Below are 25,343 nucleotides of genomic sequence, written 5' to 3'. Positions count from 1 at the left end.
CGTCGTGCGCTCCGTACACTGCCGCCAGTTTTCCCGATTGGCCCACTTTGCGCACGACACACAGGAGAAGATCGATATGGCAGAGGGTTATTTCCCCAAATGGCAGCAGCGGGACACCGCGTCCGGACGTGTCATTGCGCCCGACGAGCGCCTGCCGTGGCCGCAGACCATCGCGATGGGCGTGCAGCACGTGGTCGCCATGTTCGGCTCGACCGTGCTGGCCCCGCTGCTCATGGGCTTCGATCCGAACCTCGCCATCTTCATGTCGGGCATCGGCACGTTGCTCTTCTTCGTGCTCGTCGGCGGGCGCGTGCCCAGCTATCTGGGGTCGAGCTTTGCCTTCATCGGCCTCGTCATCTCGGTGACCGGCTACGCAGGTAGCGGCCCGAATCTGAATATCCCCGTCGCACTGGGCGGCATCATTGCCTGCGGGGTGGCGTACGCCATCATCGGCCTCATCGTCATGGTGGTCGGCACCCGTTGGATCGAAGCGCTCATGCCGCCGGTCGTCACCGGTGCCGTGGTCGCGGTGATCGGCCTGAATCTGGCCCCCGTGGCCGTGAAGGGCGTTTCGGCCACCAGCTTCGACACGTGGATGGCGCTGGCGACCGTGCTGTGCGTGGGCCTCGTGGCCGTGTTTGCCCGTGGCATGGTGCAGCGTCTGCTGATTCTCGTGGGTTTGCTGCTCGCCTATGTGCTCTATGCGGTGCTCACCAATGGCATGGGCCTTGGTAAGCCGATCGACTTCTCCATCGTTGCCAACGCGGCATGGTTCGGCTTGCCGCACTTCGCCGCCCCGGTGTTCAAGCCGGAAGCGATGGTGCTGCTCGCCCCCATCGCCATCATTCTGGTGGCGGAAAACCTCGGCCACATCAAGGCGGTGAGCGCCATGACCGGTCAGAACCTCGATCGCTACATGGGCCGCGCTTTCCTCGGCGACGGCTTGGCGACGATTGTCTCCGGCAGCGTGGGCGGTACTGGTGTGACGACGTACGCCGAGAACATCGGCGTGATGGCGGTGACGAAGATCTACTCGACGGTGGTGTTTGCTGTCGCTGCGGTGATCGCGCTGGTGCTGGGTTTCTCGCCGAAATTCGGCGCGGTGATTCAGACGATTCCGGGGCCGGTGCTGGGCGGCGTGTCGATCGTGGTGTTCGGCCTGATTACGGTGGCCGGTGCGCGCATCTGGGTGCAGAACAAGGTGGACTTCTCTGATAACCGCAACCTGATCGTGGCGGCTGTCACGCTGGTGCTGGGGGCTGGCGACTTCACGTTGAAGTTCGGCAACTTCTCGCTCGGCGGCATCGGTTGCGCAACCTTCGGCGCGATCATTCTGTACGCGCTGCTGCGCGGCCGTGGCATTTCGACACCGGCGGCGATGTAACGGCAACGAGAAAGCGGTAGGAAGCGGTAGGGCGGGCAGCGGTTTTGCCCGCGTCGCATGAACGGCACGGCGATTACGTCGTGCCGTTTTTGTTTGTGTCGGCCGTGTTGGTGGTGGCGACGGTAGCTGGGCTCGCCGGGCCTTGTAGCCGGTCGAGCAACTGGCGGGCGTAGACGGGCAGCGCGTCGCGCTCGCGCACGCACAGCACCAGCGTGCGTAGTGCCCACGGGTCGGAGAGCGGCACGATGCCGATGCCCAGCGTGGCCGCCGAGCGCCGGGCGGCGCTCAACGGCACGATACCGAGCGCGGCACCTGCCGCGACGGCCCGGCACAGGCTGTCGAAGTCGCGCAGCCGCAGTCGGTAGCGCAACGGGCGACCGGCGCGCTTCGCATGGCCGTCGAGGTGTTCGGCCAGTGCACTTTGCTCCGGCAGGCCGATGAATTCAGCGTCGAGGACGTCGACGAGCGCAACGCTCTCGCGTTTCGTCAGCGCATGGCCCGGCGGCGTGACGATAACCAACCGATCCTGCCGGAACGGTACGGTCTCCAGCCCCGTCAACTCGATCCAATCGGACACGACGCCGATATCGGCGGCACCCTCCAGCACTGCCTGGACGACGGCCGGGCTGGTCTGCTCGCGCAGCGCGATTTCCACATTGGGGTGCTCGGCGAGGAACGCGCCCAGCAGATCGGGCAGAAACTCCGACATCGCGACCGTGTTCGACGCAATGCGCACGTTGCCTTTGAGGCCAGCCGCATATTCCCCCAACTCGCCGCGCATCTGTTCGATCTGAGCGAGTACCCGGCGCGCGTGGGCGAGCAGGGCGCGTCCGGCGGGGGTGGGAAGCACGCCTTGGCGGTGGCGCATGAAGAGGGCGATACCCAGCGTGTCTTCCAGCCCGCGAATGCGCGCGCTGGCGGACGCCAGGGTCAGATGGGCGCGCTCGGCCCCGCCGGTAATGCTGCCAGCCTCGGCCACGAGCAGGCACAGGCGCAGGTCGGTCAGATCGAATCGCACGGGGATAGCGCTCAGGGCGTCGGGAGAATGGCGTCAGTGTAGCGGCTTGGCCCCGTATTGCGCAGGGCGGCGCTCGTTCGGACGGGTACGTCACCTGACTCGACCGGGGGCGCGTGGTAAACTACGCGCTTTCAAGACACGGCCGTACCCGCGACGGCCTCGCCCGCCAAGCCGCTCGATTTTTAGTCAGCCGGCGGGTCGTCTTGCCGGCGTCTTCAGACGCGTTGCCCAGATGAGCGCGACGCGCGTCGCACGCCCGACGCGGGCTTTCCATCAAGAATAAACAATCGATACGCGCGGGGGCCCACATCGTGGAGTCCGCGCATTGGTCTTTATATGTCTTTTGAAACGCTCGGCCTATCGGCCGACATCCTGCGTGCAGTCGGCGATCTCGGCTACACACAACCGACCCCGATTCAACAACAAGCGATTCCGGCTGTCCTGCAAGGCGGCGACCTCCTCGCCGGTGCCCAAACCGGTACCGGCAAGACGGCAGGCTTCACGCTGCCGATTCTGCAAATGCTTTCGTCGCGCGCAGCCCCCGCTGCCGCCAACGGCAAACGCCGCGTGCGCGCCCTCGTGCTCACGCCCACGCGTGAGCTGGCCGCACAGGTCGAAGAGAGCGTCACGCAATACGGCAAGTATCTGAAGCTCAACTCGATGACCGTGTTCGGCGGCGTGTCGATGGTGCCGCAGGTCAAGCAACTCGCGCGCGGTGTCGACATTCTCGTCGCCACGCCGGGCCGTCTGCTCGATCACATGCAGCAAAAGACGGTTGACCTGTCGGGCGTCGAAATTCTCGTGCTCGACGAAGCCGACCGTATGCTGGACATGGGCTTCATTCGCGACATCCGTCGCGTGCTGGCCGTGCTGCCCGCGAAGCGTCAGAACCTGCTGTTCTCGGCTACGTTCTCGGACGAAATCAAGCAACTGGCCGATGGCCTGCTGAAGTCGCCCGCGCTGATCGAAGTGGCTCGCCGCAACACCACGGCCGAGACGGTCGCGCAGAAGATTCACCCGGTCGACCGCGACCGCAAGCGCGAACTGCTCGAACATCTGGTGCGCGAGCACAACTGGTTTCAGGTGCTTGTGTTCACGCGTACCAAGCACGGTGCCAACCGCTTGGCCGAACAACTGACGAAGGGCGGTGTGCCCGCGCTCGCGATTCACGGCAACAAGAGTCAGGGTGCCCGCACCCGCGCACTCGCCGAATTCAAAAGCGGCACGCTGCAAGTGCTGGTCGCGACCGATATCGCCGCACGCGGCATCGACATCGATCAACTGCCGCACGTGGTGAACTTCGATCTGCCGGAAGTGGCGGAAGACTACGTGCACCGCATTGGCCGTACGGGCCGCGCCGGTGCGCAAGGTGAAGCCGTGTCGCTGGTGTGTGTGGACGAGCATCAACTGCTGACGGCCATCGAACGCCTGATCAAGCGCACCATCGATCGCGAAGTGATTCCGGGCTTCGAGCCGGACCCGCATGCCGTCGCGCAGCCGATTCGCAAGAATCAGCCGGGTGGCCGTGGCGGTGCGCCGGGCGGACGCGGCGGTCGTGGCGACGGTCAGTCGGCACGCGCGCCTCGCGAAGCCCGTGAAGGCGGTCGCGATGGTAATCGTGACGGCAGCCGTGACGGCAACCGTAGCCCGCGTCAGGGCGGTGATGCCGGTAAGCCGCGTCACAGTGCCGACGGTGCAGGCCGTAATGGTGAACGTGGTGAACAACGCAATGCGCCGCGCACTGCCGTGGCAGCGAACGGCGGCCGTAATGCGGGTGCCAACGGTGGCCGCGGTGGCAATGGCGGCAATGGCGGTTTCAGCGGCAATCAAGCCTCGCAACCCGGCAAGCGTACAGGTGGTGGCGGTGGCGCAGGCAAGCGAGTCGAAGGGCAACGCGCCGCACAAGGCGCGGGTGCCGGTTACCAAGGGCAGGGGCGTGATGGTCGAGACGGTCGCGATGGCCAGAACGCATCGCGCGGGCAAGGCGGGGGCGAGCGTAGCGATTTTGCGCAACGCGGTCCGCGTCCGGCACGCCGAGATGGCGTCGGGGCTGCCCTGCTAATGGGCAAACCGAAGCGCGACTAAGCGCTCGCCACTGATTCGAAACGGGCCTGACGATGCACACACCGTTCAACACTCCAGTGAGTTTGAACGGTGCTTTGCTCGGCAGGCCCGTTTTTATTGGCGCGCGAAAGACCCTCATCAGCGGGCGTTCGGCACTCGTCCCCGCACGCTTGGGGCAGCCCCCAAGGGGCGGCTGGCGCAAATTAAGTAAAATATTAACCTTTTGCGCCCGGCGGCCCGGGTGTGGCAGGTGCGATGACCTCTCAGGGAACGAGGGCGCATGGACTCGCCAATGCGCGCGCCGCGTTTTCGTTCTCCGAGGATCTCATGATCGCCCGTGTCACCCGCTTGTTTCCGTTGTGGGCTTTGCTGCTTTCCGTTGCCGCGTACTTTTCGCCGGGCAGCTTCTCCGGCGTCACGCCGCACGTCACCGCGTTGCTTACCGTCGTGATGTTCGCGATGGGCGTGACGCTCACGTTCGAAGACTTCAAACGCGTCTTCACGCGTCCCGCCCCGATCGTCGCTGGCGTGGTGTTGCATTACCTCGTGATGCCGCTGGCCGCGTGGATCATTGCCCGCGTGCTTCACATGCCGCCCGATCTGACCGCCGGTATGGTGCTCGTGGGCAGCGTGGCGAGCGGCACGGCATCGAACGTCATGATTTATCTCGCCCGTGGCGACGTCGCGTTGTCGGTGACCATCAGCGCGATGTCGACGCTCGTGGGCGTGTTCGCAACGCCGTTGCTCACGCGCTTGTATGTCGACGCATCGATCTCGGTCGACGTGGAAGGCATGCTGCTGTCGATTCTGCAAATCGTCGCGTTGCCGATCGCCGCCGGGTTGCTCATCAATCGCTTCTTCAATCGCGCGGTACGTGCCGTCGAGGGCTATCTGCCGCTGGTGTCGATGGTGGCAATCGTGCTGATCATCGGTGCCGTCGTGGGCGCGAATCAGGGCAACATTGCCACGGTGGGTCCGTTGGTCATGCTCGGCGTGGTGCTGCACAACGGTCTGGGGCTGCTCGGCGGCTACTGGGGTGGGCGTCTGCTGGGCTTCGACGAATCGATTTGCCGCACGCTCGCCATCGAAGTCGGCATGCAGAACTCGGGCCTCGCCGCCACGCTCGGCAAGATCTACTTCACGCCGCTGGCAGCACTGCCGGGCGCGTTGTTCTCGGTTTGGCACAACCTGTCGGGTTCGTTGCTCGCCGGTTATTGGCGCGGTCGCCCAACGGGCACGGCCAACGATTCGCAAGCTGCACCGACGCGCGCAGCGCACTGAGTTTTTTCGCTGCCGCACACGCTTGTGTGCGGCACGCAACGGCTGCCCGCACCGTCAACGCGGGCATTTGCCTTTCTGTCTCTCATCGCCTACAACAACGTTATACCGTTCGCGGCGGTGAGAGAGTCTGTACCACGGCGCCCGTCCGTGTTCCCTTTCCCCCGCTTGCCCACAGGGCGTATTCCGACGAGGCCACTTCCGGCAGCGATGCATCGCGCACGTACGCGACGCGCCTGTCACTCGGGCCCGGGCTTACGAGCGAGCGGTCTGGAGTGATTCATCAATGTTGCGAAAGAATCCGAACGGGGATTTCCCCGTCGTGCATGAAACCTCGTTCATCGATCCGACGGCCATTCTGTGCGGCAAGATCATCGTCGGCGAGAACGTGTTCATCGGGCCCTACGCGGTGTTGCGTGCCGATGAAGTCGACGAGAGCGGCAAGATGGAGCCGATTGTGATCGGCGCCAATTCCAATATTCAGGACGGGGTCGTGATCCATTCGAAAGACGGCGCACGCGTGACCATCGGCGAGAACACTTCGATTGCGCATCGCTCCATCGTGCATGGCCCGTGCGTGATCGGTAACAACGTATTCATCGGTTTCAACTCGGTGCTGTTCAACTGCGTCGTGCACGACGGCGTGGTGGTGCGGCACAACAGCGTGGTCGACGGGCGCGATATTCCCGAGAACTTCTACATTCCCTCGACCACACACATTAGCCGCGAGACCGATCTCGCGACCATTCCGAAGGTCACTGTCGACGCGCGCGAGTTCTCCGAATCGGTGAGCCGCACGAACGTGCAACTCGCACGCGCGTATCGCCGCATTCAGAACGAGTTCTGATGGGGTGAGCGTGCGTCGTTGCGAGTGACCGTCGCAATCTGAGTCTTTGCAGGAGTCCGTCATGTCTTTGCGCGTCAACGGGATTGTCATCGACGCACGCCGCGTCGCCGATGAGATCGATCAGCATCGTGACGCGGCCGATCCGGAAACGGCGGCCCAGCACGCGCTCGTCAGCCGCGAGTTATTGCGGCAACGAGTTCGCGATCTGCGGCTGTTGGGCGAGGCAGAAATGGCGGACGCCAGCGACGATGCCATCGTCGATGCACTCTTCACACGCGACGTGCATGTGCGGCGTCCCACCGAGGCGGAGTGCCGGGCGTACTTTCACGAGCACGCCGGGCAGTTCCGCGTGGGCGACAAGGTGCAGGCCAGTCATATCTTGTTTGCTCTCTCGGCGGGCGTGCCGCTCTCGGTCACGCTCTCTCGCGCGCAGGCGGCGCTCGATCAGTTGCGCGTGGAGCCCGCCGCGTTCGAATCGCTCGCAGCCAATGTGTCGGATTGCCCTTCGGGGCGATGCGGTGGCAGCCTTGGCATGCTCACGCGCGGCAGTGGGGCACCGGAGTTTGAACTGGTGCTGTTCTGCGGCGATCGCCTCGGCGTACTGCCTCGGCTAGTGAATACGCGCTACGGCTTTCACGTTGTGCGAATCGAGCGTCGCGTGAAGGGGCGTATGCCACCTTTCGAGCGAGTGGCGGATCGTATCGCTGCGCAGTTGTATGAACAAGCCCGCACGCGTGCGCTTCGTCATTACGTCGCGCTGCTCGCCGGTGCTGCGGAAATCAGCGGTGCTAACGACAGCGATGGGGCGCGGCTATTGCAGTAGGCGGTTGCGCGCAACGACGGTCAGTCGACGGTAGAAAGGAAAAGGGGCGCTCTTACGGGAGCGCCCCTTTTTTTATGCCGCGTCGATCCGACAGCGATCAGCCTGCGACGAATTCGAGTGTGACGGTGTCGAGCGTGAACGAGCCGTCGTCTTGAATGCGGAAGTGGCGGCGCACGTCGTCGGCCATCGCCGTTTGCAGTGCGCGAATGGCGACCTGCATCGGCTCGGGGGTGCGCATGCGCGACGTCCACGTTTTGAAATCGAGATCGAGCGTGCGCGGCGTGAGCGATGCCACCGAGAACCCCGCGTTCGCCGCCATCGTCAGCCACTCGCCCACGGCGTAGTCGCGCACGTGCGAGGTGTCGCGCAGCACTTCCACCGCTTGCAAATACGTGTCGAAGAGCGGCTGACCGGTCGAGGCGACGTCGCAGATCACGACCCGGCCGCCCGGTTTCAGCACGCGGCGCATTTCGCGCAATGCTGCGCCGACATCGGCCCAGTGGTGGGCGCTGTAGCGGCTGAAGACGAGGTCGAACGTGGCATCGTCGAACGGCAGCGATTCGGCTGCGCCCAGTTGCGTTTCGATGTTCGAAAGACCACGCTTGGCGGCTTCGCCCGCGACAACGCCAAGCATATCGGCAGACAAGTCGTAGGCAACGACACGCGCCGCGAACGGTGCAGTGAAGAAGCTCACATGACCTGCGCCGCAGCCCAGATCGAGCACTTGGGCATTCGGATGCGCGCGGGCAATCGCCGCGAGTTGTTCGAGATCGGCACCTTGCGCGTGGTTGGCGCTGGTCAGGTAAGCCGAAGCCTGCGGGCCGAACTGGCCGGTGACAACCGCGTTGTGAGAATCATGCGCGGCAGCGCTCGAAGTGGGGCGGGTGGCGTCGCTCACGGGGCGTCTCCTTCGGTGATGACAATCGTGATGTTTGTGGGGGCGGGCAGTCGTCGAGTTGCTGCGGGCACGAAGGTATTGAAGACGAACATTCGTGCTTGCACAACCGCGATGTGACTCACGATAATGGTTCGTCGATACCGGTACAAGTTGTGCATTTATCCTGGTATAAAAACTACCCCCGATCATGACATCACCCGACACGCCTCCCCTCAAGCCCGCCGCCGACGATGCCCGCGGCGCTGCCAGTCAGCGCCGCGCATTGGGTGATTTTCTGCGTGCCCATCGTGAGCGACTCACGCCCGCTGCCGTCGGTTTGCCGCCCATCGGACGCCGCCGTACGCCGGGGCTGCGGCGCGAGGAAGTGGCGCAGTTGTGCGGTCTGTCGGCGACTTGGTACACGTGGATCGAGCAGGCGCGTGAGGTGTCGATTTCCGTCGGGGCGCTGTCGGCGGTGGCGAGCGCGTTGCGGCTCTCGCGTGCCGAGCGTTCCTATTTGTTCGATCTGGCCGGCAAGCGCGACCCGGAGCGCGGTGCGGAGCCGTTGCCGAACCATGCGGCGGCGCAGGTGCAGGCGGCGGTCGCTGCCGTCGCCGCGCCCGCTTATGCGCTCGATCGTTGCTGGGATGTGCTCGCGTGGAACGACGCGGCGTCAGACATCTTCCGTGGCTGGCTCGATGCGCCGGGGCCGAAGAATCTGCTGCGTTACATCTTTCTCGATCCGGCGGCGCAGACGTTGATTCAGGACTGGCCGAGCCGTGCGCGTCGCGTGGTCGCAGAATTTCGTGCGGAATGCAGCGCGTATCTCGACGACACGCCAGTGCGTGCGCTCACCGATGCGTTGCAGCGTGAGAGCGCTGTGTTTGCCGCGCTCTGGTCGCAGCAAGACGTGGTCGAGCGAGAAGGCGGCCGTCGTGGCTTTCATCACCCGGCACGCGGCGAGATCGATTTCGCGCAGGTGACGTTCCGGCTCTCGGGCCACGACGATGTGAAGCTGGTGATGTTGCTGGCGTAAGCGGACGGCATCGGCGCGAGACGCTGTGCCACCGCGTAGCGTTACGCAGGCGTGAGGCGTTACGCCGATGTCCGCATCCACTGCACGAGATACGTCGCGCTGGCCATGCCGAGCAGGGTCATGACGAGCGAGCCCGCAACGTGCGTGACCACGGTCATCGATGCCCAGCCGAGTTGTCCCTCACGTAGCAGCGTGGTGACTTCTGCCGAGAAGGTGGAGAAGGTGGTGAGTCCGCCGAGAAAGCCGGTGACGATCAGCAGCCGCCATTCGGAGGGGATCGACGGAAACTGGCTGAACACTGCCACCGCGATACCGATCAGATAGCCCCCGCCAAGGTTGGCGGCGAGCGTGCCGAGTGGCATGGTCGGCAAAATGGCGTTGAGCTGAACGCTCAGTAGCCAGCGCAGCAAGGCGCCGAGGGCGGCCCCGACGCTTATGGCAATGACCGAAGCAAACATGCGTTTTTCCCCTAGCAGATAACAAAACGGCCGACCCTGTTCGGGGCCGGCCGTCCTCGCCTCTCAAGCGAATACTACGGGCATTGCCACGGCGCGGCTTAGTCCTTCGGGAAGGACGTGGCACCACCGTGCGCGCCCGACCACTCGGCCGGTGCGTGCAGGAATTTCTCGACTTCGTCGAGCGTCTTCGTGTCGAAGTGGTTCTGCTGCTTGGCAACGCGCAGCACGTCCCACCACGTAGCGAGCGAGTGCAGGTTCACGTCGATGTCCTTCAACACCTGACGGCTCTCCGGGAAGATGTCGTAGTGGAAGATCACGAACACGTGATTCACACTCGCGCCGGCTTCGCGCAGGGCCTTGCAGAAGTTGATCTTGCTGCGGCCGTCGGTCGTCAAATCTTCGACCAGCAACACGCGCGAGCCTTCCGGCAGATCGCCTTCGATCTGGGCGTTACGGCCGAAACCCTTCGGTTTTTTGCGCACGTACTGCATCGGCAGCATCAGCTTGTCGGCAATCCATGCCGCGAACGGGATACCAGCGGTTTCGCCGCCGGCAACCGTGTCGAACTGCTCGCAGCCGACGTCTTCGATGAGCACGGCTTCTGCGAAGTCCATCAGCGTACGGCGCACGCGCGGGTACGAGATGAGCTTGCGGCAATCGGTGTAGACCGGGCTGGCCCAGCCCGAGGTGAAGATGTACGGCTTCTCAGCGTTGAAATGCACCGCGCCCACTTCGAGCAGGATTTTGGCGGTGATGTCGGAGATCGCCTGGCGGTCGATGCCAATCATGATGCGGATCCTTTGCGTAGCTGCACGCCGTGCGGGCAGCAGGGGGAAATCAGGTTCAGCGCGGCAGGTCGGCACGGCGGACCAGCGCTTAAACGCGAATTATGCCACAACATTCAGCAATCGAGCGGTCAATTATGCACGGAGCGTATATTTTCTGTGCGCAACATACGCGCAGTGTGACCGCACGGCGCATATGAAAAAACCGCCACGATAGATGAATCCAAAAAAAGAGACAGTTGCCGAGGCTTTATGACAGGCATACACTCACGCCGAATTTCAGGTTAGGTGACCGCGTAGTAACAAGACGACGCGGATATCCGCTCCCCCTGTTGCCCCTTTTTGTCATCTTCGCCAACGTACGCCGGCCGGAGCCGCCCAACATGTCCAACGATTCAACGTCTCTTTCCGCCGCGAGCGCCGTGCCTAACAGCACGCAAGACAGCGGTTATGCCAACCGCGCGCTGTGGGCGTCCGCCATTGGCTATGCCATGGACGGCTTCGACCTGCTGATTCTCGGCTTCATTCTTCCCGCCATTGCTGCCGATCTCGCGCTGACCAGCGCACAGTCGGGCGCGCTCGTCACCTGGACGCTCGTGGGCGCCGTGGTGGGCGGCATCGTCTTCGGCATGCTCTCCGACCGCTATGGCCGCGTGCGCGTGTTGTCGTGGACGATTCTTCTGTTCGCGGTCTTCACCGGGATGTGCGCGTTGGCGCAAGGGTATTGGGATCTGCTCGCGTATCGCACCATCGCCGGGATCGGGCTGGGCGGCGAGTTCGGCATCGGCATGGCACTGGCGGCGGAAGCTTGCGCACCGGCACGCCGGGCACGTGCCTCGTCGTTCGTGGGGCTGGGCTGGCAAGCCGGGGTGCTCGCCGCAGCGTTGCTCACGCCGGTGCTGCTGCCGCTCATCGGCTGGCGCGGCATGTTTGCCGTGGGCTTGCTGCCTGCGGTGGTGTCGTTCGTCATGCGCCGCACGCTCGGTGAGCCGGAGCTCTTCATCGCGCAGCAGAAGCAGCCGCGCGAACACGCACCGCTCAAGCTGCTGGTCAAAGACTGCGCCACGACGCGCGCGAGCCTTGGCGTCGCCATCCTCTGCTCGGTGCAAAACTTCGGCTACTACGGCTTGATGATCTGGATGCCGTCGTATCTGTCGAAGGCCTTTGGCTACTCGCTGACCAAATCGGCCATGTGGACCGCCGTGACCGTGCTCGGTATGGCGTTTGGCATTTGGCTGTTCGGTCGTCTGGCCGATCGCTTCGGCCGCCGCCCGACGTTCATCGGTTATCAGATCGGTGCGGTGGTGATGGTTTTCGTCTATGCGCAATTGCAATCGCAGTTCGCGCTGCTGATTGGTGGCGCCGTGATGGGCATGTTCGTGAATGGCATGATCGGCGGCTACGGCGCGTTGATCTCCGAGCTGTATCCGACGGCAGCACGTGCGACGGCGCAGAACGTGCTGTTCAATATCGGCCGTGCGGTCGGCGGCTTCGGGCCGCTCGCGGTCGGCGCGCTCGCAGCCGCGTACTCGTTCAAGATTGCGCTCGTGTTCCTTGCCAGCATCTATGTGCTGGATATCATCGCCACGCTGTTCCTGATCCCCGAGCGCCGCGGCGAAGCGCTTTCCTGAGTTTTCTCGCTTTTGCCAGCATATTCGTGCTGGCTGAGGGCGGCGCGCCGCACAACTATGCTGTCGCGCGCCGCCATCAAGCTTTCGGCGCAAGGTGTACACTTTGCGTCCTGCGGTGCGTCCGGCGCGCCGCAAGCTCTGGGTCTGACGCGTGAAAGCGCGGTGTAGAAGACCCGGGGGAGCGGTGGCCATCACGCCACCGCGCAGCGAAGAACACCGTCAGCGACAAAATCGCCGAATCCCTCCGGTTGGCTCTTCCCGCCGTGATCCGTCACAAGACTGCCGTGCCCGCGCGCTACCCTCGAGTTGCCGTCGCCCGGCTGTCGCCCTGTATTTAGGTATCGAGATATGGACAAACCTGACTTGAAAGAAAGCGCTCTGGCGTACCACGAATTCCCCCGCCCGGGCAAAATCTCGGTGACGCCGACCAAGCCGCTGTCGAACCAGATCGATCTGTCGCTGGCTTACTCGCCGGGCGTCGCCTACGCCTGCGAAGCGATCGCCGAAGACCCCCTCGCCGCCAACCGCTACACGTCGCGCAGCAACCTCGTGGGCGTGATTACCAACGGCACCGCCGTGCTGGGTCTGGGCAACATCGGCCCGCTCGCCGCCAAGCCGGTGATGGAAGGCAAGGGCTGCCTGTTCAAGAAGTTCGCCGGTATCGACGTGTTCGACATCGAACTCGCCGAGCACGACCCGGACAAGCTCGTCGAAGCCATCGCCATGCTCGAGCCGACGCTCGGCGGCATCAACCTCGAAGACATCAAAGCGCCCGAGTGCTTCTACATCGAGAAGAAGCTGCGCGAGCGCATGAAGATCCCCGTCTTCCACGACGATCAGCACGGTACCGCCATCATTGCGTCGGCCGCTATCCTCAACGGCCTGAAGGTCGTGAAGAAGGACATCGGCAACGTGAAGCTGGTTTGCTCGGGCGCCGGCGCTGCCGCCATCGCCTGTCTGGACCTGTTGGTGAACCTCGGCCTGAAGAAAGAGAACATTCTGGTTCTCGACTCGAAGGGTGTGATTCACACCGGCCGCGACAAGCTCGACGAGAGCAAGGCGCGCTACGCCGTGACGACCGAAGCCCGCACGCTGGCTGACGCGAGCAACGGCGCCGACGTGTTCCTCGGCTGCTCGACCGCCGGTGTGCTCACCGCCGACATGGTCAAGACCATGGGCCCGAGCCCGCTGATTCTCGCGCTCGCCAACCCCGAGCCGGAAATTCGCCCGGAAATCGCCAAGGCCGCTCGCCCCGACTGTATCGTTGCCACCGGCCGTTCGGACTATCCGAACCAGGTGAACAACGTGCTGTGCTTCCCGTTCATCTTCCGCGGCGCGCTCGACGTGGGCGCGACGACCATTACGGAAGAGATGAAGCTCGCCACCGTGCGTGCTATCGCCGAACTGGCGCAGGAAGAAGAGCAGAGCGAAGAAGTGGCGCGCGCCTATGAAGGCCAGTCGCTCGAGTTTGGCCCGGAATACATCATTCCGAAGCCGTTCGATCCGCGCCTGATCATCAAGATCGCCCCGGCCGTCGCGCAAGCCGCGATGGACTCGGGCGTGGCGACGCGTCCGATCAAGGACATGGACGCTTACCGCGAACAGCTCGGCACGACCGTCTATCGCACGGGCTTCATCATGCGTCCGGTGTTCGCCGCGGCGCGTGCGCGCTTTGCCGCTAACACGGCCGCTCGCATCGTGTTCGCCGAAGGCGAAGACGAGCGCGTGCTGCGCGCGGCGCAGTTCGTGCTGGCCGAGCGCATCGCCAAGCCGATCATCATCGGCCGTCCGGCCGTGGTGGAAATGCGTCTGCAAAAGATCGGCTCGAAGCTCAAGCCGGGCGTCGACTTCGAGATCGTCAATCCGGAAGACGACACGCGCTATCAGCGCTGCTGGCAGGAATACCACAACCTGGGCGCCCGTCACGGCGTGACCCCGGAAGTGGCGAAGGCCGCCATGCGCAAGGACAACACGCTGATCGGCTCGATCCTCGTGCGTCTGGGCGAAGCCGACGGCATGATCTGCGGCATGATCGATACGTACCACCGTCACCTCGACGTGGTCGATCAAGTGCTGGGCCGCGCCGAAGGCGTGAGCAACTACGCCGCCATGAACCTGTTGATGCTCGAGAAGCGTAACCTGTTCATCAGCGATACGTACGTGAACGAGACGCCGACGTCGGAGCAACTCGCCGAGATGACGGTGCTCGCCGCCAAGGAAATCGAGCGCTTCGGCATCGCCCCGAAGGTGGCGCTGCTCTCGAACTCGAACTTCGGCAGCGTGAAGTCGGCCTCGGCACAACGCATGGCCCGCGCCTGCGAACTGCTGGCCGAACGTGCTCCGGAACTGGAAGTCGACGGCGAAATGCACGGCGACGCAGCACTGTCGGAATCGGTGCGTCGTGCGGCTTACCCGGCCTCGCGTCTGGCCGGTGAAGCCAACCTGCTCGTCATGCCGAACGTGGAAGCTGCCAACATCACGTACAACCTGCTCAAGATGACGGGCGGTGAAGGCGTGACGGTCGGTCCGTTCCTGCTCGGTTGCGCCAAGCCGGTCCACATCCTGACCCCGGCCGCCACCGTGCGCCGCATTATCAACATGACCGCCGTGGCTGCTGCCAACGTCGTGCGTTGATGAGCTGATGGGCATGCCGCCGGGGTGACCCGGTGAGCATGTCTGCCAGTGCAGGATAAAAAAATCCCGCCAGTCGCTTTCGCGCTGGCGGGATTTTTTATGGGGCTGTCAGTATGGCTTACGCGGCCACGCGATGCGAACTGCCGTCGCGGAACTGCGTGAGCAACTTCGTCCACTTGATGCGAGTAGCGGCGAGGTTCTGCTCCTTCACATGGCCATAGCCGCGAATCTCTTGCGGCAGTTCAGCCAGTTGCACCGCCAGCGTGACGTTGTGCTCGTTCAGGTGCGAGATCAGTTCGTTCACCAGCGCTTCGTACTCGCCGATCAGCGCACGCTCGGTACGACGCTCTTCGGTGCGTCCGAAGATGTCGAGCGCACCGCCGCGCAGGCCCTTGAACTTCGCCAGCACGCCAAACGCCTTCATCATCCACGGACCGTAAGCCTTCTTGATCAGATGGCCCTTGTCGTCGTGCTTCGCGAGCGACGGCGGTGCCAGATGGAAGCGCAGCGAGAAGTCGCCTTCGAACTGTTCGTTCAGCTTCTTCATAAACGCCGGGTCGCTGTACAGACGCGCGACTTCGTACTCGTCCTTGTAAGCCATCAGCTTGTACAGCGCGCGGGCAACCGCTTCCGTCAGCGGCATTTGCGACGCGCCGTTGTCGATGGCCGACTCGGCATTGCGCACGCGGTCGACCGTCTGCTTGAAGCGTTCGGCGTAAGCGCGATCCTGATACGCGACGAGTTGGTCGTAGCGGCGTTGGATCAACGCGTCGAGTGCCTTGGGCGAGTGCAGCGTAATCAGCTTGCCGCCTGCGGCCGACGATTCCGGGGCTTCCCCTTGTTGCGCAAGCTTGCGTACGCTGGCGAGATCGTGCGCGGCACGGCGTCCCCATTCGAACGCTTGCTTGTTCTTCTCGATCGACACGCCGTTGAGTTCGATGGCGCGCGTGAGGGCCGCGTACGAGAGCGGTACCCAGCCCTTCTGCCAAGCAAAGCCCAGCACGAACGGGTTGGTGTAGATCGTGTCGCCAAGCAGACGCAGTGCCAAGTGGTTCGCATCGACGAAATCGACGCTGTCACCGGCAGCCGCGCGAATATCGTTTTCGGTGCTCGCGCCCGGGAAACGCCAGCTCGGGTTGCGGATGAATTCCGCCGTCGGCGTGTGGGCGCTGTTCACCACGATGTTCGTCACACCGTGCTGCACGCGGGAGAGGGTGTCGTCGCTGGCCGTCGTGATGGCGTCGCAACCGATCACGACGCGTGCGTCGCCCATGGCGATACGCGTGGCGTGAATGTCTTCCGGTTGCAGTGCAATCTGCACGTGGCTCGTCACGGCACCGCCCTTCTGCGCCAGACCGGTCACGTCGAGTGTGGTCACGCCCTTGTTTTCCAGGTGCGCAGCCATGCCGAGCAGACCGCCGATGGTCACCACACCGGTGCCACCCACGCCCGTGACGAGAATGCCGTACGGACGCGTGATCGGCGGCAGGGCCGGTTCCGGCAACGGCGGCAGACCTTCGTTATCGACCTTGGCCGTCTTGGGCTTGCGCAGTTGACCGCCTTCCACCGTCACAAAGCTCGGGCAGAAACCGTTCAGGCACGAGAAGTCCTTGTTGCAGGTCGATTGATTGATCTGGCGCTTCGTGCCGAATTCCGTCTCGAGCGGTTCGACCGACAGGCAGTTCGACTTCACCGAGCAATCGCCGCAGCCTTCGCACACCGCTTCATTGATGACGACACGCTTGGCCGGGTCGGGATACGCGCCGCGTTTGCGGCGGCGGCGCTTCTCAGTGGCGCACGTCTGGTCGTACACGAGGATCGTGGTGCCTTTCACCAGCCGCAACTCGCGCTGCACGCGGTCGAGTTCGCTACGATGGTAGATCGGCACGTCGCCTACGAGCTTCACGCCGTCGTACTTCTCCGGCTCGTCGGTGACGATCACGATTTTCTCAGCGCCTTCGGCGGCGACCTGCGCCACGATCTGCGGCACGCTCAACGTGCCGTCGACCGGCTGGCCGCCCGTCATCGCCACGGCGTCGTTGTAGAGAATCTTGTAGGTGATGTTGACCTTCGACGAGATCGCCGCGCGAATGGCGAGCAACCCCGAGTGGAAGTACGTGCCGTCGCCCAGATTCGCGAAGATGTGTTCGTCGCACGAGAACGGCGCCTGACCGATCCAAGGCACGCCTTCACCGCCCATTTGCGAGAAGGTGTCGGTCTTGCGGTCCATCCACACGGTCATGTAGTGGCAACCGATACCGGCGATGGCGCGCGAGCCTTCCGGCACGTTCGTCGACGTGTTGTGCGGGCAGCCCGAGCAGAACCACGGCTTGCGCTCGGCGGCGACGCGCGGCTTGGCGAGCGCTTGCTCCTTGGCTTCGATGACCTTCAGACGCGTGTTGATGCGCTCACGCACGTCGCTCGGCAATTCGAATTTTTCCAGACGCGTGGCGATGGCCTTCGCGATCAGCGCGGGTGAGAGTTCGTAGTGCGCGGGCAGCAGCCAGTTGGCCATCGGCACCGACCATTCGCCGCCTGCACCGTCCTTCTCGTCGAACTTGCCGTACACGCGCGGACGCACGTCGTCGCGCCAGTTGTACAGCTCTTCCTTGATCTGATATTCGAGGATCTGACGCTTTTCCTCGACCACGAGAATTTCCTGCAAACCCTGTGCGAACGCGCGCGCACCCTGCGCTTCGAGCGGCCACACACAGCCCACTTTGTACAGACGAATGCCGATGCGCTGACACGTGGCTTCGTCGAGTCCGAGGTCGGCGAGTGCCTGACACACGTCGAGATACGCCTTGCCGCCGGTCATGATGCCGAAGCGCGCATTGTCCGAATCGATCGTCACGCGGTCGAGCTTGTTGGCGCGCACGTAGGCGAGGGCGGCATACCACTTGTGGTCGATCATCCGCGCTTCCTGCACCAGCGGCGGATCGGGCCAGCGGATGTTCAGGCCGTCGGGCGGCATGATGAAGTCGTTCGGCAGGCGAATGTCGACGTTGTGCGGATCGATCATCACCGAGGCCGACGACTCGACCACGTCCGTCACGCACTTCATCGCGACCCACAAGCCAGAGTACCGGCTCATCGCCCAGCCATGCAGGCCGTAGTCGAGATACTCCTGCACGTTCGACGGATACAGCACGGGAATACCGGCCGCCTTGAAGACGTGTTCGGATTGATGCGCGAGCGTGGAGGATTTGGCGGCGTGATCGTCGCCTGCGAGCACGAGGACACCGCCGTGCTTCGATGAACCCGCCGAGTTGCCGTGTTTGAGGACGTCCATGGAGCGGTCGACGCCGGGCCCCTTGCCGTACCACATCGAAAACACGCCATCGAACTTGGCGGGATACAAATTGACTTGCTGCGAACCCCAGACGGCAGTGGCCGCGAGGTCTTCGTTCAAACCGGGCTGAAAGACGATGTTATGGCCGGCGAGGTGCTGCTTGGCCTTCCATAGCGACAGGTCGAGGCCGCCGAGCGGCGAGCCGCGATAGCCCGAAATATAACCGGCGGTGTTGAGCCCGGCGGCCGCATCGCGGGCCTGCTGCAACATCGGTAGTCGGACTAGTGCCTGAATGCCGCTCATATAAGCGCGACCGCGCTCGAGCGTGTATTTGTCGTCGAGCGTGACCGACTCCAGCGCGGCCAGCAAGCTCGGATTGACGGGGGCGTTCATGGGGTGTGCTCCTCACTCTCACTGATTTTGGGATCGCCAAAACTTCCTGCCCCCCCGCTCTCGTGAAGCAGGACGGCGGTGGTGATGCAAAGCCTCTTTACGTCCCATGGATGAACGATGTCACTCCATGAGCGGGGCCTTTTTTCGTGATGCTGTGACCAGTCGCAGCTATGGTAGCACCGGCGTCGCGGCGTCGCCCAATGGGCGTGATGCACACGCTGCGACGTCTCTTCGGTGTCTGCCAAGTTGTCGATCGAGGGCAGTATAGCGAGGATTGTGACGTTTACGTAAACGTCATGTAGCTGGCGTAAACCCTTCCTTTCGTCCCATGCGTCTCATCCCAATATGGGGTGCGAGAGACGCTCTCGATGCGGCATCATGACGCGCTGCGTCTTTCGGAATTCACTGCAAAATGGCGGCAATGTGTCGCGATTATGTCGATAAAGGTACGCTTGTCGGTGTTTTCTGACACGGGGGTAACAACGTGTAACGCCTGTCGGTGATCGGGAACGGGCAGGGCAGAATGCACACTAAGTTGCGTTACCCGACAGATGGAAATACGACATTGCGTTTGAGAAGTACCCAAGCAACACGAAAGAAGGAGTCACTGTGAATCAACGAAACATCGCCAAATTCCTGCTGGTTTCCGCTTCGTTTCTGACCCTGGAAGTGAGCGTCGCACGAGCCGATGAATTGGCACGCGACAAGGCGGCCGAACCCACCCCCGTTACTGTTACCCAGCCGCAGCGCACGACGCAGCAGCCGCAACGGTACGAAGGCCCGCTCGACCAGCGCACGATCGATCCGCGAGAATTTCAGCGCCGTTAAGGCATCACCGGTCTGGCTGCCCCTCGCGAGCGCATCCAAGCGCAGCGAAGCCGGACCTAGCAACACCATGCGAGCGTCACCTGCCCGGTGATGCCGCCCCAGACCACAGGGCGCCGACCGACGAGGCTGGCGCCTTTTTTATTGGGCGGCACTTCCTTGTAATGTCTTGTAATCGGGTAAACAGGGTGATGACTTTATGATTTTCGTATTTTGACGCAATATCATTGCTCATAAATACCAAAATCAGGGGGAGAAGTGCCAAAGCTGGAATTGGACAAGATCGACCGCCGGATTCTCGCGCTGCTGCAAAGCAATGGCCGATTGTCCAACCTCGAAATCGCCGAACAGGTGCGGCTCTCGCCGAGCCCTTGCCTGCGACGCATCCGGCGTCTGGAAGAGGCCGGTGTCATCCGTGGCTACGTTGCGCTGCTAGAGCCGACACGTCTCGGGCTCGGGCTGCTGGCGTACGTCAACGTCAGACTCGATAAGCGCCATCCCGGCGACGGGCAGGGAGGCACGGTGACCGAGCACTTCCGCAACGTCGTCGATACGTGGCCCGAAGTCGTCGGCTGTTACGCGATGGCCGGTGACATGGATTATCTGCTGCGCGTGCACGTCGGCGACATGACGCACTTCTCGCGCTTCATGCAAAAGCAATTGCTGCTGCATCCCAGCGTGGTCGACGTGAAGACGAGCTTCGTCCTCGATCAACTCAAAGAAACCACCGCATTGCCGCTGCCTTGATGCGCGCGATTCGCTATTGTGACGAGACAAAAAGAAACCGGCCACTTGGCCGGTTTTTTGTTGCCTGCGAAACGCCAGAACGTTAGGTCAGGCAGCTTTGGGCAGGAGCGCGCCGAACAGGCGGCGTGCGTTGCGAACCTGACGCTTGATCGCGTAATCGAACGCGGCGACCTGGTCCTGCATCATTTCCGAGAGCATCGACTGCGTGTCGGCCGGAGGCAGGCTGAGGTAGCCATCCGCTTCGCCGTACGCGTAGTTGATTTCCATGCCAGCCTTCTTGGCGATGCGCATCATGCGGGCGTTGCGCGACAGGCAGTGCATGTACAGCGTATCCACGCGCTTGTTGCGGCAGTGGATGGCGGCACGCTCGAACAGACGCGAACCGATGCCGCGGCCGCGGGCCGATTCCAGCACCGAGACGCCGAATTCGGCGACGCGGCCATTCTTGCCTTCGGGAAGTTGTGCGACGTGCGCGACGGCGACCAGCGCCAGATTGTCGTCGTAGACGCCAAACAGGCTATCGCGTGCGAAGTCGAGGCTGGCGACGTAACGGGTGATCACGTCGTCGGTGACGGCCTGGCCGAAACGCAGCAGGCGGTCTTCTTCGCCCAACGCCAAAAAGTGGCGTTGCAGACGGTGGATATCGCCCGAGGTCAGCTCGCGAATCAGCACGCTCGTCCGCTCGTTGGCGGCAACCGTCGCGCGGGCGACGTCAGGCGTGTGGTTCGGGGCAGTCATGGCGCAATCCTTTGTATTCTTTAGAGCGTGCACTGCATTGTGCGACGCAAAAGAATTATAGCCGAACGGCTAGGTAAAAACCCTAGGAAATAAAAGCGCGCCGTGGAGGGAAACGTCTAAGTCACTGAAGAATGGCGTGTTTTCTCGTTACATCGAGTCACGGCATTCACGGGGAAGTTGCTGCGAAGCAACAAGAAAGGGCGGTAATGGCCCATTCTTGCGAGAGTGATTACTTACTTATTTTGGCGCTCAGGCCTTGGCGGCGCCCGAGGCCGCGTTGTCCGCGGTGTCAGTCAGCGGCTGGGCGAGTCCATGTTCGAGCACGCCGATCACCTCGTTGGCGAAGTCGCGGTAGCGCATGCGGCCGCCTGGCTTGAGCCACGTGAACGTCCAGTTGATCATGCCGAACAGCATCATCGTGAGGGCGGTTTGATTGGGCTTGCCCACGCGATCGGGGAACGCCCGCGAGAGTTGACGGGCGAACGCGCCGACCACGTCGCGTTGGCGGTTGAGGACCACTTCGCGTTGTTCGTCGTTGAGGAATTTGACGTCGTTGAGCAGCGCGATGTGACGCGTCTGCGACGTCTCGTACTCGTCGAGAAACGCCCGGATCAGTTCATGGAAGGTTTCCCGCTCCGAGAGTCCCCGCCGCTGCCCGAGGGCTTCGACTTCCGTGACGATCAGCATCAGCCGCTGCGTGTAGCGGTCGAGCAGGTCGAACAGGATGGCGTCCTTGCTGGCGTAGTAGTGATACAGACGGGCTTTCGACGTGCCGCAGGCGGCGGCCAGTTCCGACATCGACGTGCTGGGGTAGCTCGCACGGGCAAATGCCTCGGCGGCGACATCGAGAATCTGTTCGCGCTGCGACTCGTGGTCGGGCGCCTTGGTACGTGCCATAAACGGGGGTTACTCCAGTCGTAGATCGCACGCTGCGGGCATGGTGGTGTCGCCGCGCAACGCGAGCCGGCCCGCCGCACCGAGTTCGCGGCAGCGCCAGAGCAGAAAACTGTCGGTCGCAAAAAAACCTTCGACGCGCGGCATCATTTCGCCGAGAAACGCGGCCATCGGCATCCATGTCACCGGGGCCTGATCGAGAATCTGATCGTCGATCTCAGCGAACGTCGCACCCTCGAAGGTGTTGTGCACCCAGCGGCGCACTTGGGTATTCACTTGCTTGAGCGCTCGCCATTCCAGCGACAGCCGGCCGATGCGCAGCAGCGAAATCGGGGCGATACGGGCAAAGCGCTCGGCCAGCACTTCCGGCGCGTACATGCCGACGCTGGTGCGGCGATTGGCGTCTTGGGCCATCGCGGGCTGCGCCAGGTCGCTGCCGCGCAGCAGAATTTCGTTCAGCCGTGCGGGCGTGTTGCGCAACGTGAACGCGACGCGCCGCAGCGTGAGCTGATCGGACGCGCTGTCGCCATGCCAGCAAACCACCGCGTTGTCGCCTTCGGCCAACCGTTGCAGCGAGGCCAATTCCTCGCGCAGTTCGCCTGCGTAGTCGCGCCCGGCTGAGGGGATGACGCGTTGCCAAAAGGCAGCACGTTGCCGCTCGTTCTCGTCGATTTCGCGCAACGGGCCGACGGCCAAATCGTCACGCAAGACAAGGACAGGGTCGGCGCGAAGCGCTTGCGCCATCGCCGCGCGTAACTGCTGCGCGGCGACGTCGCCACAGACGACATGGATGGTATTCATGCCGGTAGTTTACGGTATTCCTGGTACCTCGGGTTGACGCTCCCGTAATGCCGGGAATAATCGACGCATTGGCACCATTTCAAGGCATTTGCCGCTGCGTTGACGGAGCGTTCGCACCCGGTGGTACGCCGATGGCACGTGTTTCTCGCCGTTTTGCCGTCGGCGTTGCGTCTGTGTCGAGTCAGCGCGGTGTGTGCCGTGTACTGCCGATTAACGCTCGTCGTAGCTCACCACCACGCGCTCCGTGAGCGGGCGCGCTTGGCACGTGAGCACGAAGCCTTGTTCGACTTCGTAGTCTTCCAGCGTGTAGTTCTTGTCCATTGCCACTTCGCCTTCGAGTACCTTGGCGCGGCACGTGCAGCACACGCCGCCCTTGCAGGCGTACGGCAGCGAGAGGCCTGCGGCCAACCCGGTGTCGAGAATGCTCTGGCCTTCGTACGGCTGACGCAGACGGCGTTCTTTGCCATCCATCACGACCACCAACTCGGCCATCGGCGTGTCGTCGGTGATGATCACCGGCTTCGCACCGGCTTGCGGCGACGGCACCCCAAAGCGCTCGACGTGAATCTTTTCCTTCGCGACACCGGCGGCGGCCAGCGCGGCTTCGGCGGCATCCATCATCGGGCCCGGGCCGCAGATAAACGCTTCGTCGATGCTCGACGGCGGAATCAGCGTGTCGAGGAATGCGGCGCACTTGGTCTGATCGAGCAAGCCGTTGAACAGCTCGACTTCCTGCGCTTCGTCCGAGAGCACGTGGTACAGGCGCAGGCGGCCCAGATACGTGTTCTTCAGGTCTTCCAGCGCTTCGGCGAACATGATCGCGGGCACCGAGCGATTGCCGTACACGAGCGTGAACTGACTGTTCGGCTCCGAGGCCAGCGTCGTCTTGATGAGCGCGAGCATCGGCGTAATGCCCGATCCGCCGGCAAAACCGACGTAATGCTTGGCATGCTCGGGCGACAGACGAGTGAAGAAGCGACCGTCCGGCGTCATCACGTCGATTTGCTGGCCCGGCTTCAACTGGTCGTTGGCGAAGTTCGAGAACTTGCCGCCCGGCACGCGCTTGATGCCGACACGCAATTCGCCCGTGGCCTCGTAGTCGGGCACACCCACACAAATCGAATAGGAGCGGCGGGCTTCTTCGCCCTCGATCAGCGTCTTGAGCGTGAGGAACTGACCTTGCGTGAAGCGGTAGGCGTCGCGCAGGGCGTCCGGCACGGTGAAGGCGATCGAGATGGCGTCGGCGGTCTCGGGACGGATTTCGCGAATAGTCAGCGAATGGAATTGCGGGGTCGTCATCGTGGGCTTCCTTGCCGCCGGCACCCGCCGGACGGGATCAATCGGATCAATCAATAGGGCTTGAAGTAGTCGAACGGCTCGCGGCACGTGCGGCAACGGTAGTGCGCTTTGCAGGCGGTCGAACCGAAGGCCGATACCACTTCTGTGTCGGTCGAGCCGCAGTGCGGACAGGTCACGCCGTCTTTCGGGCGGCCGTAAAACGTAATCTTGCGCGGCGCATCGGCGGCCACCGCATGCGCGCCCGTGGGCGGCGCAATGCCGTAGCCGCGCAGTTTCTCGCGGGCTTCCGGGCTGATCCAGTCCGTGGTCCACGCAGGCGCCAGCACGGTGGTGATATGCCACGGGCCGAGGCCGGCACGCGTCATCGCGGCGTCGATGTCTTCGGCAATTTGCTGCATGGCCGGACACCCCGAGTACGTCGGCGTAATCACGATCTCGAACGACACTTCGCCACTCGCGTTCTGCACCACACGTACGTCGCGCAGAATGCCGAGCTCACGAATCGACACGACCGGAATCTCGGGATCGGGAACCGATTCGAGCGTCTGCCACGCGAGCGGCAGCGATGCTTCCGAAGCCGGCGTGAGCACGTCGGGGGCGACGGGCGGGGTGAGTGGCAGATTCATGATCGTGTCGATGGGCGTGTGCATGGCGGCGTTCGTCGTCGGCTTACCAGCTTGCGCCGGGATGCTGACGCGCGATGCCCTGCATCTCGCCGAGCAGATAGCTCATGTGCTCGGAGTGATGGCCGAGTTTGCCCGTGCTCTCGAACGCGCCGGTAGCCGGTGCGCTAAGCGTGGCTTCGTCGAGCGCGTCGGTCACGACGGCTTGCCATGCGTCCTTCAGACCGGCCATGGTCACGCCCGTGCCAGCAGCAGCGACCGTGTCTTCGAGCGCATCGCTCTTGAAGACTTCGTTCATGTACGGCATCAGGTAGTCGAGCGCGGCTTGGGCGCGGCGATGCGACTCTTCGGTGCCGTCGCCAAAGCGCACCAGCCAATCGCGGGCGTGATGCAGGTGGTAATGCGCTTCCTTGACCGACTTGGCGGCGATCGCGGCGAGTTCTGCGTCGCTCGACAGCGCGAGGGCTTGCCAGACTTCGACCATCAGGGCCGAGTACAGGAAGTTGCGCACGATCGTGACGGCGTAGTCGCGCTCGGCGGCCGAGGTGCCTGCGGTCGGGCCGTAATGCGGCAGTTCGACGAGGGTCCAGTTACGGAACGCGAATTCGTCGCGCCAGAAGGCGTAGTCGTCTTCTTGCTTGGTAATGCCGGTGAGTTCGGTTTCGAGCTTGGCGGCGTGCTGATAGAGCATGCGCGCCTGGCCGATCAGATCGAGGCTCAGGTTGGTGAGCGCGATGTCTTCTTCGAGCACGGGGCCGTGACCGCACCATTCCGCGTTGCGCTGACCGAGGATCAGCGCGTTGTCGGCAAGGCGCAGCAGATAGGACAGGTGTTCCTGCGTCGGTTTCATGTTCTGGTGTCTCGCTCGGGGCGCGCCGTGACAGACGGCGCGCAGC

General features: G+C 63.3%; 21 protein-coding genes. 10 read left to right on the top strand and 11 right to left on the bottom strand.

The genetic code is table 11. The features are described from left to right. Nucleotides 1-76: 76 nt before the first annotated feature. Nucleotides 77-1,384, top strand: a complete 1,308-nt coding sequence (locus PPN31114_RS09325) for a solute carrier family 23 protein (protein ID WP_150679268.1) — start codon at nucleotides 77-79, stop codon at nucleotides 1,382-1,384. Nucleotides 1,385-1,457: 73 nt separating this feature from the next. On the opposite strand, the gene PPN31114_RS09320 is transcribed toward PPN31114_RS09325, so the two are convergent. Then, nucleotides 1,458-2,402, bottom strand: a complete 945-nt coding sequence (locus PPN31114_RS09320) for a LysR family transcriptional regulator (protein WP_150679267.1) — start codon at nucleotides 2,400-2,402, stop codon at nucleotides 1,458-1,460. A gap of 336 nt (nucleotides 2,403-2,738) precedes the next feature. Between PPN31114_RS09320 and PPN31114_RS09315 the strand changes: the two genes are divergently transcribed. The 4 genes from PPN31114_RS09315 (at nucleotide 2,739) to PPN31114_RS09300 (ending at nucleotide 7,414) form a co-directional block, all read left to right on the top strand. Beyond that, complete coding sequence (locus PPN31114_RS09315; RefSeq protein ID WP_150679266.1) at nucleotides 2,739-4,487, top strand: DEAD/DEAH box helicase; 1,749 nt, start codon at nucleotides 2,739-2,741, stop codon at nucleotides 4,485-4,487. Between the two features lie 306 nt (nucleotides 4,488-4,793). Continuing rightward, on the top strand, nucleotides 4,794-5,747 hold the full coding sequence (gene panS, locus PPN31114_RS09310; protein ID WP_150679265.1) for a ketopantoate/pantoate/pantothenate transporter PanS: 954 nt from the start codon (nucleotides 4,794-4,796) through the stop codon (nucleotides 5,745-5,747). Between the two features lie 283 nt (nucleotides 5,748-6,030). Next, nucleotides 6,031-6,591 (top strand): gamma carbonic anhydrase family protein, encoded by a 561-nt coding sequence (locus PPN31114_RS09305; RefSeq protein WP_150679264.1) that lies wholly within the window; start codon nucleotides 6,031-6,033, stop codon nucleotides 6,589-6,591. Between the two features lie 61 nt (nucleotides 6,592-6,652). After that, complete coding sequence (locus tag PPN31114_RS09300; RefSeq protein ID WP_150679263.1) at nucleotides 6,653-7,414, top strand: peptidylprolyl isomerase; 762 nt, start codon at nucleotides 6,653-6,655, stop codon at nucleotides 7,412-7,414. Between the two features lie 97 nt (nucleotides 7,415-7,511). Here the strand turns inward: PPN31114_RS09300 and PPN31114_RS09295 are convergent, their stop codons facing one another. Then, complete coding sequence (locus tag PPN31114_RS09295) at nucleotides 7,512-8,312, bottom strand: class I SAM-dependent methyltransferase (protein ID WP_150679262.1); 801 nt, start codon at nucleotides 8,310-8,312, stop codon at nucleotides 7,512-7,514. A gap of 187 nt (nucleotides 8,313-8,499) precedes the next feature. On the opposite strand from PPN31114_RS09295, the gene PPN31114_RS09290 reads away from it, so the two are divergent. Further along, nucleotides 8,500-9,327: a helix-turn-helix transcriptional regulator gene (locus tag PPN31114_RS09290; RefSeq protein WP_150679261.1), complete on the top strand. Its 828-nt coding sequence runs from the start codon at nucleotides 8,500-8,502 to the stop codon at nucleotides 9,325-9,327. A 59-nt stretch (nucleotides 9,328-9,386) separates the two neighbouring features. Here the strand turns inward: PPN31114_RS09290 and crcB are convergent, their stop codons facing one another. Together crcB and PPN31114_RS09280 are read right to left on the bottom strand one after the other, a co-directional pair. Next, nucleotides 9,387-9,785, bottom strand: a complete 399-nt coding sequence (gene crcB, locus PPN31114_RS09285; RefSeq protein ID WP_150679260.1) for a fluoride efflux transporter CrcB — start codon at nucleotides 9,783-9,785, stop codon at nucleotides 9,387-9,389. Between the two features lie 98 nt (nucleotides 9,786-9,883). Continuing rightward, a complete protein-coding gene (locus tag PPN31114_RS09280) occupies nucleotides 9,884-10,573 on the bottom strand; it encodes an orotate phosphoribosyltransferase (protein ID WP_150679259.1) in 690 nt (229 codons plus the stop codon). Between the two features lie 380 nt (nucleotides 10,574-10,953). Here PPN31114_RS09280 and PPN31114_RS09275 point away from each other — a divergent pair, with 380 nt between their 5' ends. Beyond that, the gene (locus PPN31114_RS09275) at nucleotides 10,954-12,201 is read left to right on the top strand and encodes an MFS transporter (RefSeq protein WP_150679258.1); all 1,248 of its coding nucleotides are present in this window, start codon (nucleotides 10,954-10,956) and stop codon (nucleotides 12,199-12,201) included. A 348-nt stretch (nucleotides 12,202-12,549) separates the two neighbouring features. After that, nucleotides 12,550-14,835: an NADP-dependent malic enzyme gene (locus PPN31114_RS09270; protein WP_150679257.1), complete on the top strand. Its 2,286-nt coding sequence runs from the start codon at nucleotides 12,550-12,552 to the stop codon at nucleotides 14,833-14,835. A 118-nt stretch (nucleotides 14,836-14,953) separates the two neighbouring features. Here PPN31114_RS09270 and PPN31114_RS09265 read toward each other — a convergent pair whose 3' ends face one another. Then, nucleotides 14,954-18,520, bottom strand: a complete 3,567-nt coding sequence (locus PPN31114_RS09265; RefSeq protein WP_150679256.1) for an indolepyruvate ferredoxin oxidoreductase family protein — start codon at nucleotides 18,518-18,520, stop codon at nucleotides 14,954-14,956. A 609-nt stretch (nucleotides 18,521-19,129) separates the two neighbouring features. Between PPN31114_RS09265 and PPN31114_RS09260 the strand changes: the two genes are divergently transcribed. Together PPN31114_RS09260 and PPN31114_RS09255 are read left to right on the top strand one after the other, a co-directional pair. Next, complete coding sequence (locus tag PPN31114_RS09260; RefSeq protein ID WP_150679255.1) at nucleotides 19,130-19,348, top strand: hypothetical protein; 219 nt, start codon at nucleotides 19,130-19,132, stop codon at nucleotides 19,346-19,348. 255 nt (nucleotides 19,349-19,603) lie between these two features. Then, nucleotides 19,604-20,092: an Lrp/AsnC family transcriptional regulator gene (locus PPN31114_RS09255; protein ID WP_150679254.1), complete on the top strand. Its 489-nt coding sequence runs from the start codon at nucleotides 19,604-19,606 to the stop codon at nucleotides 20,090-20,092. 87 nt (nucleotides 20,093-20,179) lie between these two features. On the opposite strand, the gene PPN31114_RS09250 is transcribed toward PPN31114_RS09255, so the two are convergent. The 6 genes from PPN31114_RS09250 to paaC form a co-directional block, all read right to left on the bottom strand. Next, on the bottom strand, nucleotides 20,180-20,830 hold the full coding sequence (locus PPN31114_RS09250; RefSeq protein ID WP_150679253.1) for a GNAT family N-acetyltransferase: 651 nt from the start codon (nucleotides 20,828-20,830) through the stop codon (nucleotides 20,180-20,182). Nucleotides 20,831-21,079: 249 nt separating this feature from the next. Continuing rightward, on the bottom strand, nucleotides 21,080-21,727 hold the full coding sequence (locus PPN31114_RS09245; RefSeq protein ID WP_150679252.1) for a TetR/AcrR family transcriptional regulator: 648 nt from the start codon (nucleotides 21,725-21,727) through the stop codon (nucleotides 21,080-21,082). Nucleotides 21,728-21,736: 9 nt separating this feature from the next. Beyond that, complete coding sequence (locus PPN31114_RS09240) at nucleotides 21,737-22,525, bottom strand: DUF1835 domain-containing protein (RefSeq protein WP_150679251.1); 789 nt, start codon at nucleotides 22,523-22,525, stop codon at nucleotides 21,737-21,739. Nucleotides 22,526-22,735: 210 nt separating this feature from the next. Further along, nucleotides 22,736-23,824, bottom strand: coding sequence for a 1,2-phenylacetyl-CoA epoxidase subunit PaaE (paaE, locus tag PPN31114_RS09235; protein ID WP_150679250.1), 1,089 nt, complete (start codon nucleotides 23,822-23,824; stop codon nucleotides 22,736-22,738). A 50-nt stretch (nucleotides 23,825-23,874) separates the two neighbouring features. After that, complete coding sequence (gene paaD / locus PPN31114_RS09230) at nucleotides 23,875-24,474, bottom strand: 1,2-phenylacetyl-CoA epoxidase subunit PaaD (protein ID WP_150679249.1); 600 nt, start codon at nucleotides 24,472-24,474, stop codon at nucleotides 23,875-23,877. A 19-nt stretch (nucleotides 24,475-24,493) separates the two neighbouring features. Continuing rightward, nucleotides 24,494-25,297, bottom strand: a complete 804-nt coding sequence (paaC, locus tag PPN31114_RS09225; RefSeq protein ID WP_150679248.1) for a 1,2-phenylacetyl-CoA epoxidase subunit PaaC — start codon at nucleotides 25,295-25,297, stop codon at nucleotides 24,494-24,496. Between the last annotated feature and the right edge of the window lie 46 nt (nucleotides 25,298-25,343).

The organism is Pandoraea pneumonica (assembly GCF_902459645.1).
Lineage (GTDB): Bacteria > Pseudomonadota > Gammaproteobacteria > Burkholderiales > Burkholderiaceae > Pandoraea > Pandoraea pneumonica.
This window is presented reverse-complemented; position numbering and strand designations above follow the sequence as displayed.

Bases quoted from the DNA above. Each gene is read 5' to 3' on its own strand.
- PPN31114_RS09275 (WP_150679258.1), top strand. From the start codon at position 10,954: ATGTCCAACGATTCAACGTCTCTTTCCGCCGCGAGCGCCGTGCCTAAC.
- PPN31114_RS09265 (WP_150679256.1), bottom strand. From the start codon at position 18,520: ATGAACGCCCCCGTCAATCCGAGCTTGCTGGCCGCGCTGGAGTCGGTC.
- PPN31114_RS09270 (WP_150679257.1), top strand. From the start codon at position 12,550: ATGGACAAACCTGACTTGAAAGAAAGCGCTCTGGCGTACCACGAATTC.
- PPN31114_RS09280 (WP_150679259.1), bottom strand. From the start codon at position 10,573: ATGATTGGCATCGACCGCCAGGCGATCTCCGACATCACCGCCAAAATC.
- PPN31114_RS09290 (WP_150679261.1), top strand. From the start codon at position 8,500: ATGACATCACCCGACACGCCTCCCCTCAAGCCCGCCGCCGACGATGCC.
- panS (WP_150679265.1), top strand. From the start codon at position 4,794: ATGATCGCCCGTGTCACCCGCTTGTTTCCGTTGTGGGCTTTGCTGCTT.
- PPN31114_RS09315 (WP_150679266.1), top strand. From the start codon at position 2,739: ATGTCTTTTGAAACGCTCGGCCTATCGGCCGACATCCTGCGTGCAGTC.
- PPN31114_RS09305 (WP_150679264.1), top strand. From the start codon at position 6,031: ATGTTGCGAAAGAATCCGAACGGGGATTTCCCCGTCGTGCATGAAACC.
- PPN31114_RS09300 (WP_150679263.1), top strand. From the start codon at position 6,653: ATGTCTTTGCGCGTCAACGGGATTGTCATCGACGCACGCCGCGTCGCC.
- paaC (WP_150679248.1), bottom strand. From the start codon at position 25,297: ATGAAACCGACGCAGGAACACCTGTCCTATCTGCTGCGCCTTGCCGAC.
- paaD (WP_150679249.1), bottom strand. From the start codon at position 24,474: ATGCACACGCCCATCGACACGATCATGAATCTGCCACTCACCCCGCCC.
- PPN31114_RS09240 (WP_150679251.1), bottom strand. From the start codon at position 22,525: ATGAATACCATCCATGTCGTCTGTGGCGACGTCGCCGCGCAGCAGTTA.
- crcB (WP_150679260.1), bottom strand. From the start codon at position 9,785: ATGTTTGCTTCGGTCATTGCCATAAGCGTCGGGGCCGCCCTCGGCGCC.
- PPN31114_RS09245 (WP_150679252.1), bottom strand. From the start codon at position 21,727: ATGGCACGTACCAAGGCGCCCGACCACGAGTCGCAGCGCGAACAGATT.
- PPN31114_RS09250 (WP_150679253.1), bottom strand. From the start codon at position 20,830: ATGACTGCCCCGAACCACACGCCTGACGTCGCCCGCGCGACGGTTGCC.
- PPN31114_RS09325 (WP_150679268.1), top strand. From the start codon at position 77: ATGGCAGAGGGTTATTTCCCCAAATGGCAGCAGCGGGACACCGCGTCC.
- paaE (WP_150679250.1), bottom strand. From the start codon at position 23,824: ATGACGACCCCGCAATTCCATTCGCTGACTATTCGCGAAATCCGTCCC.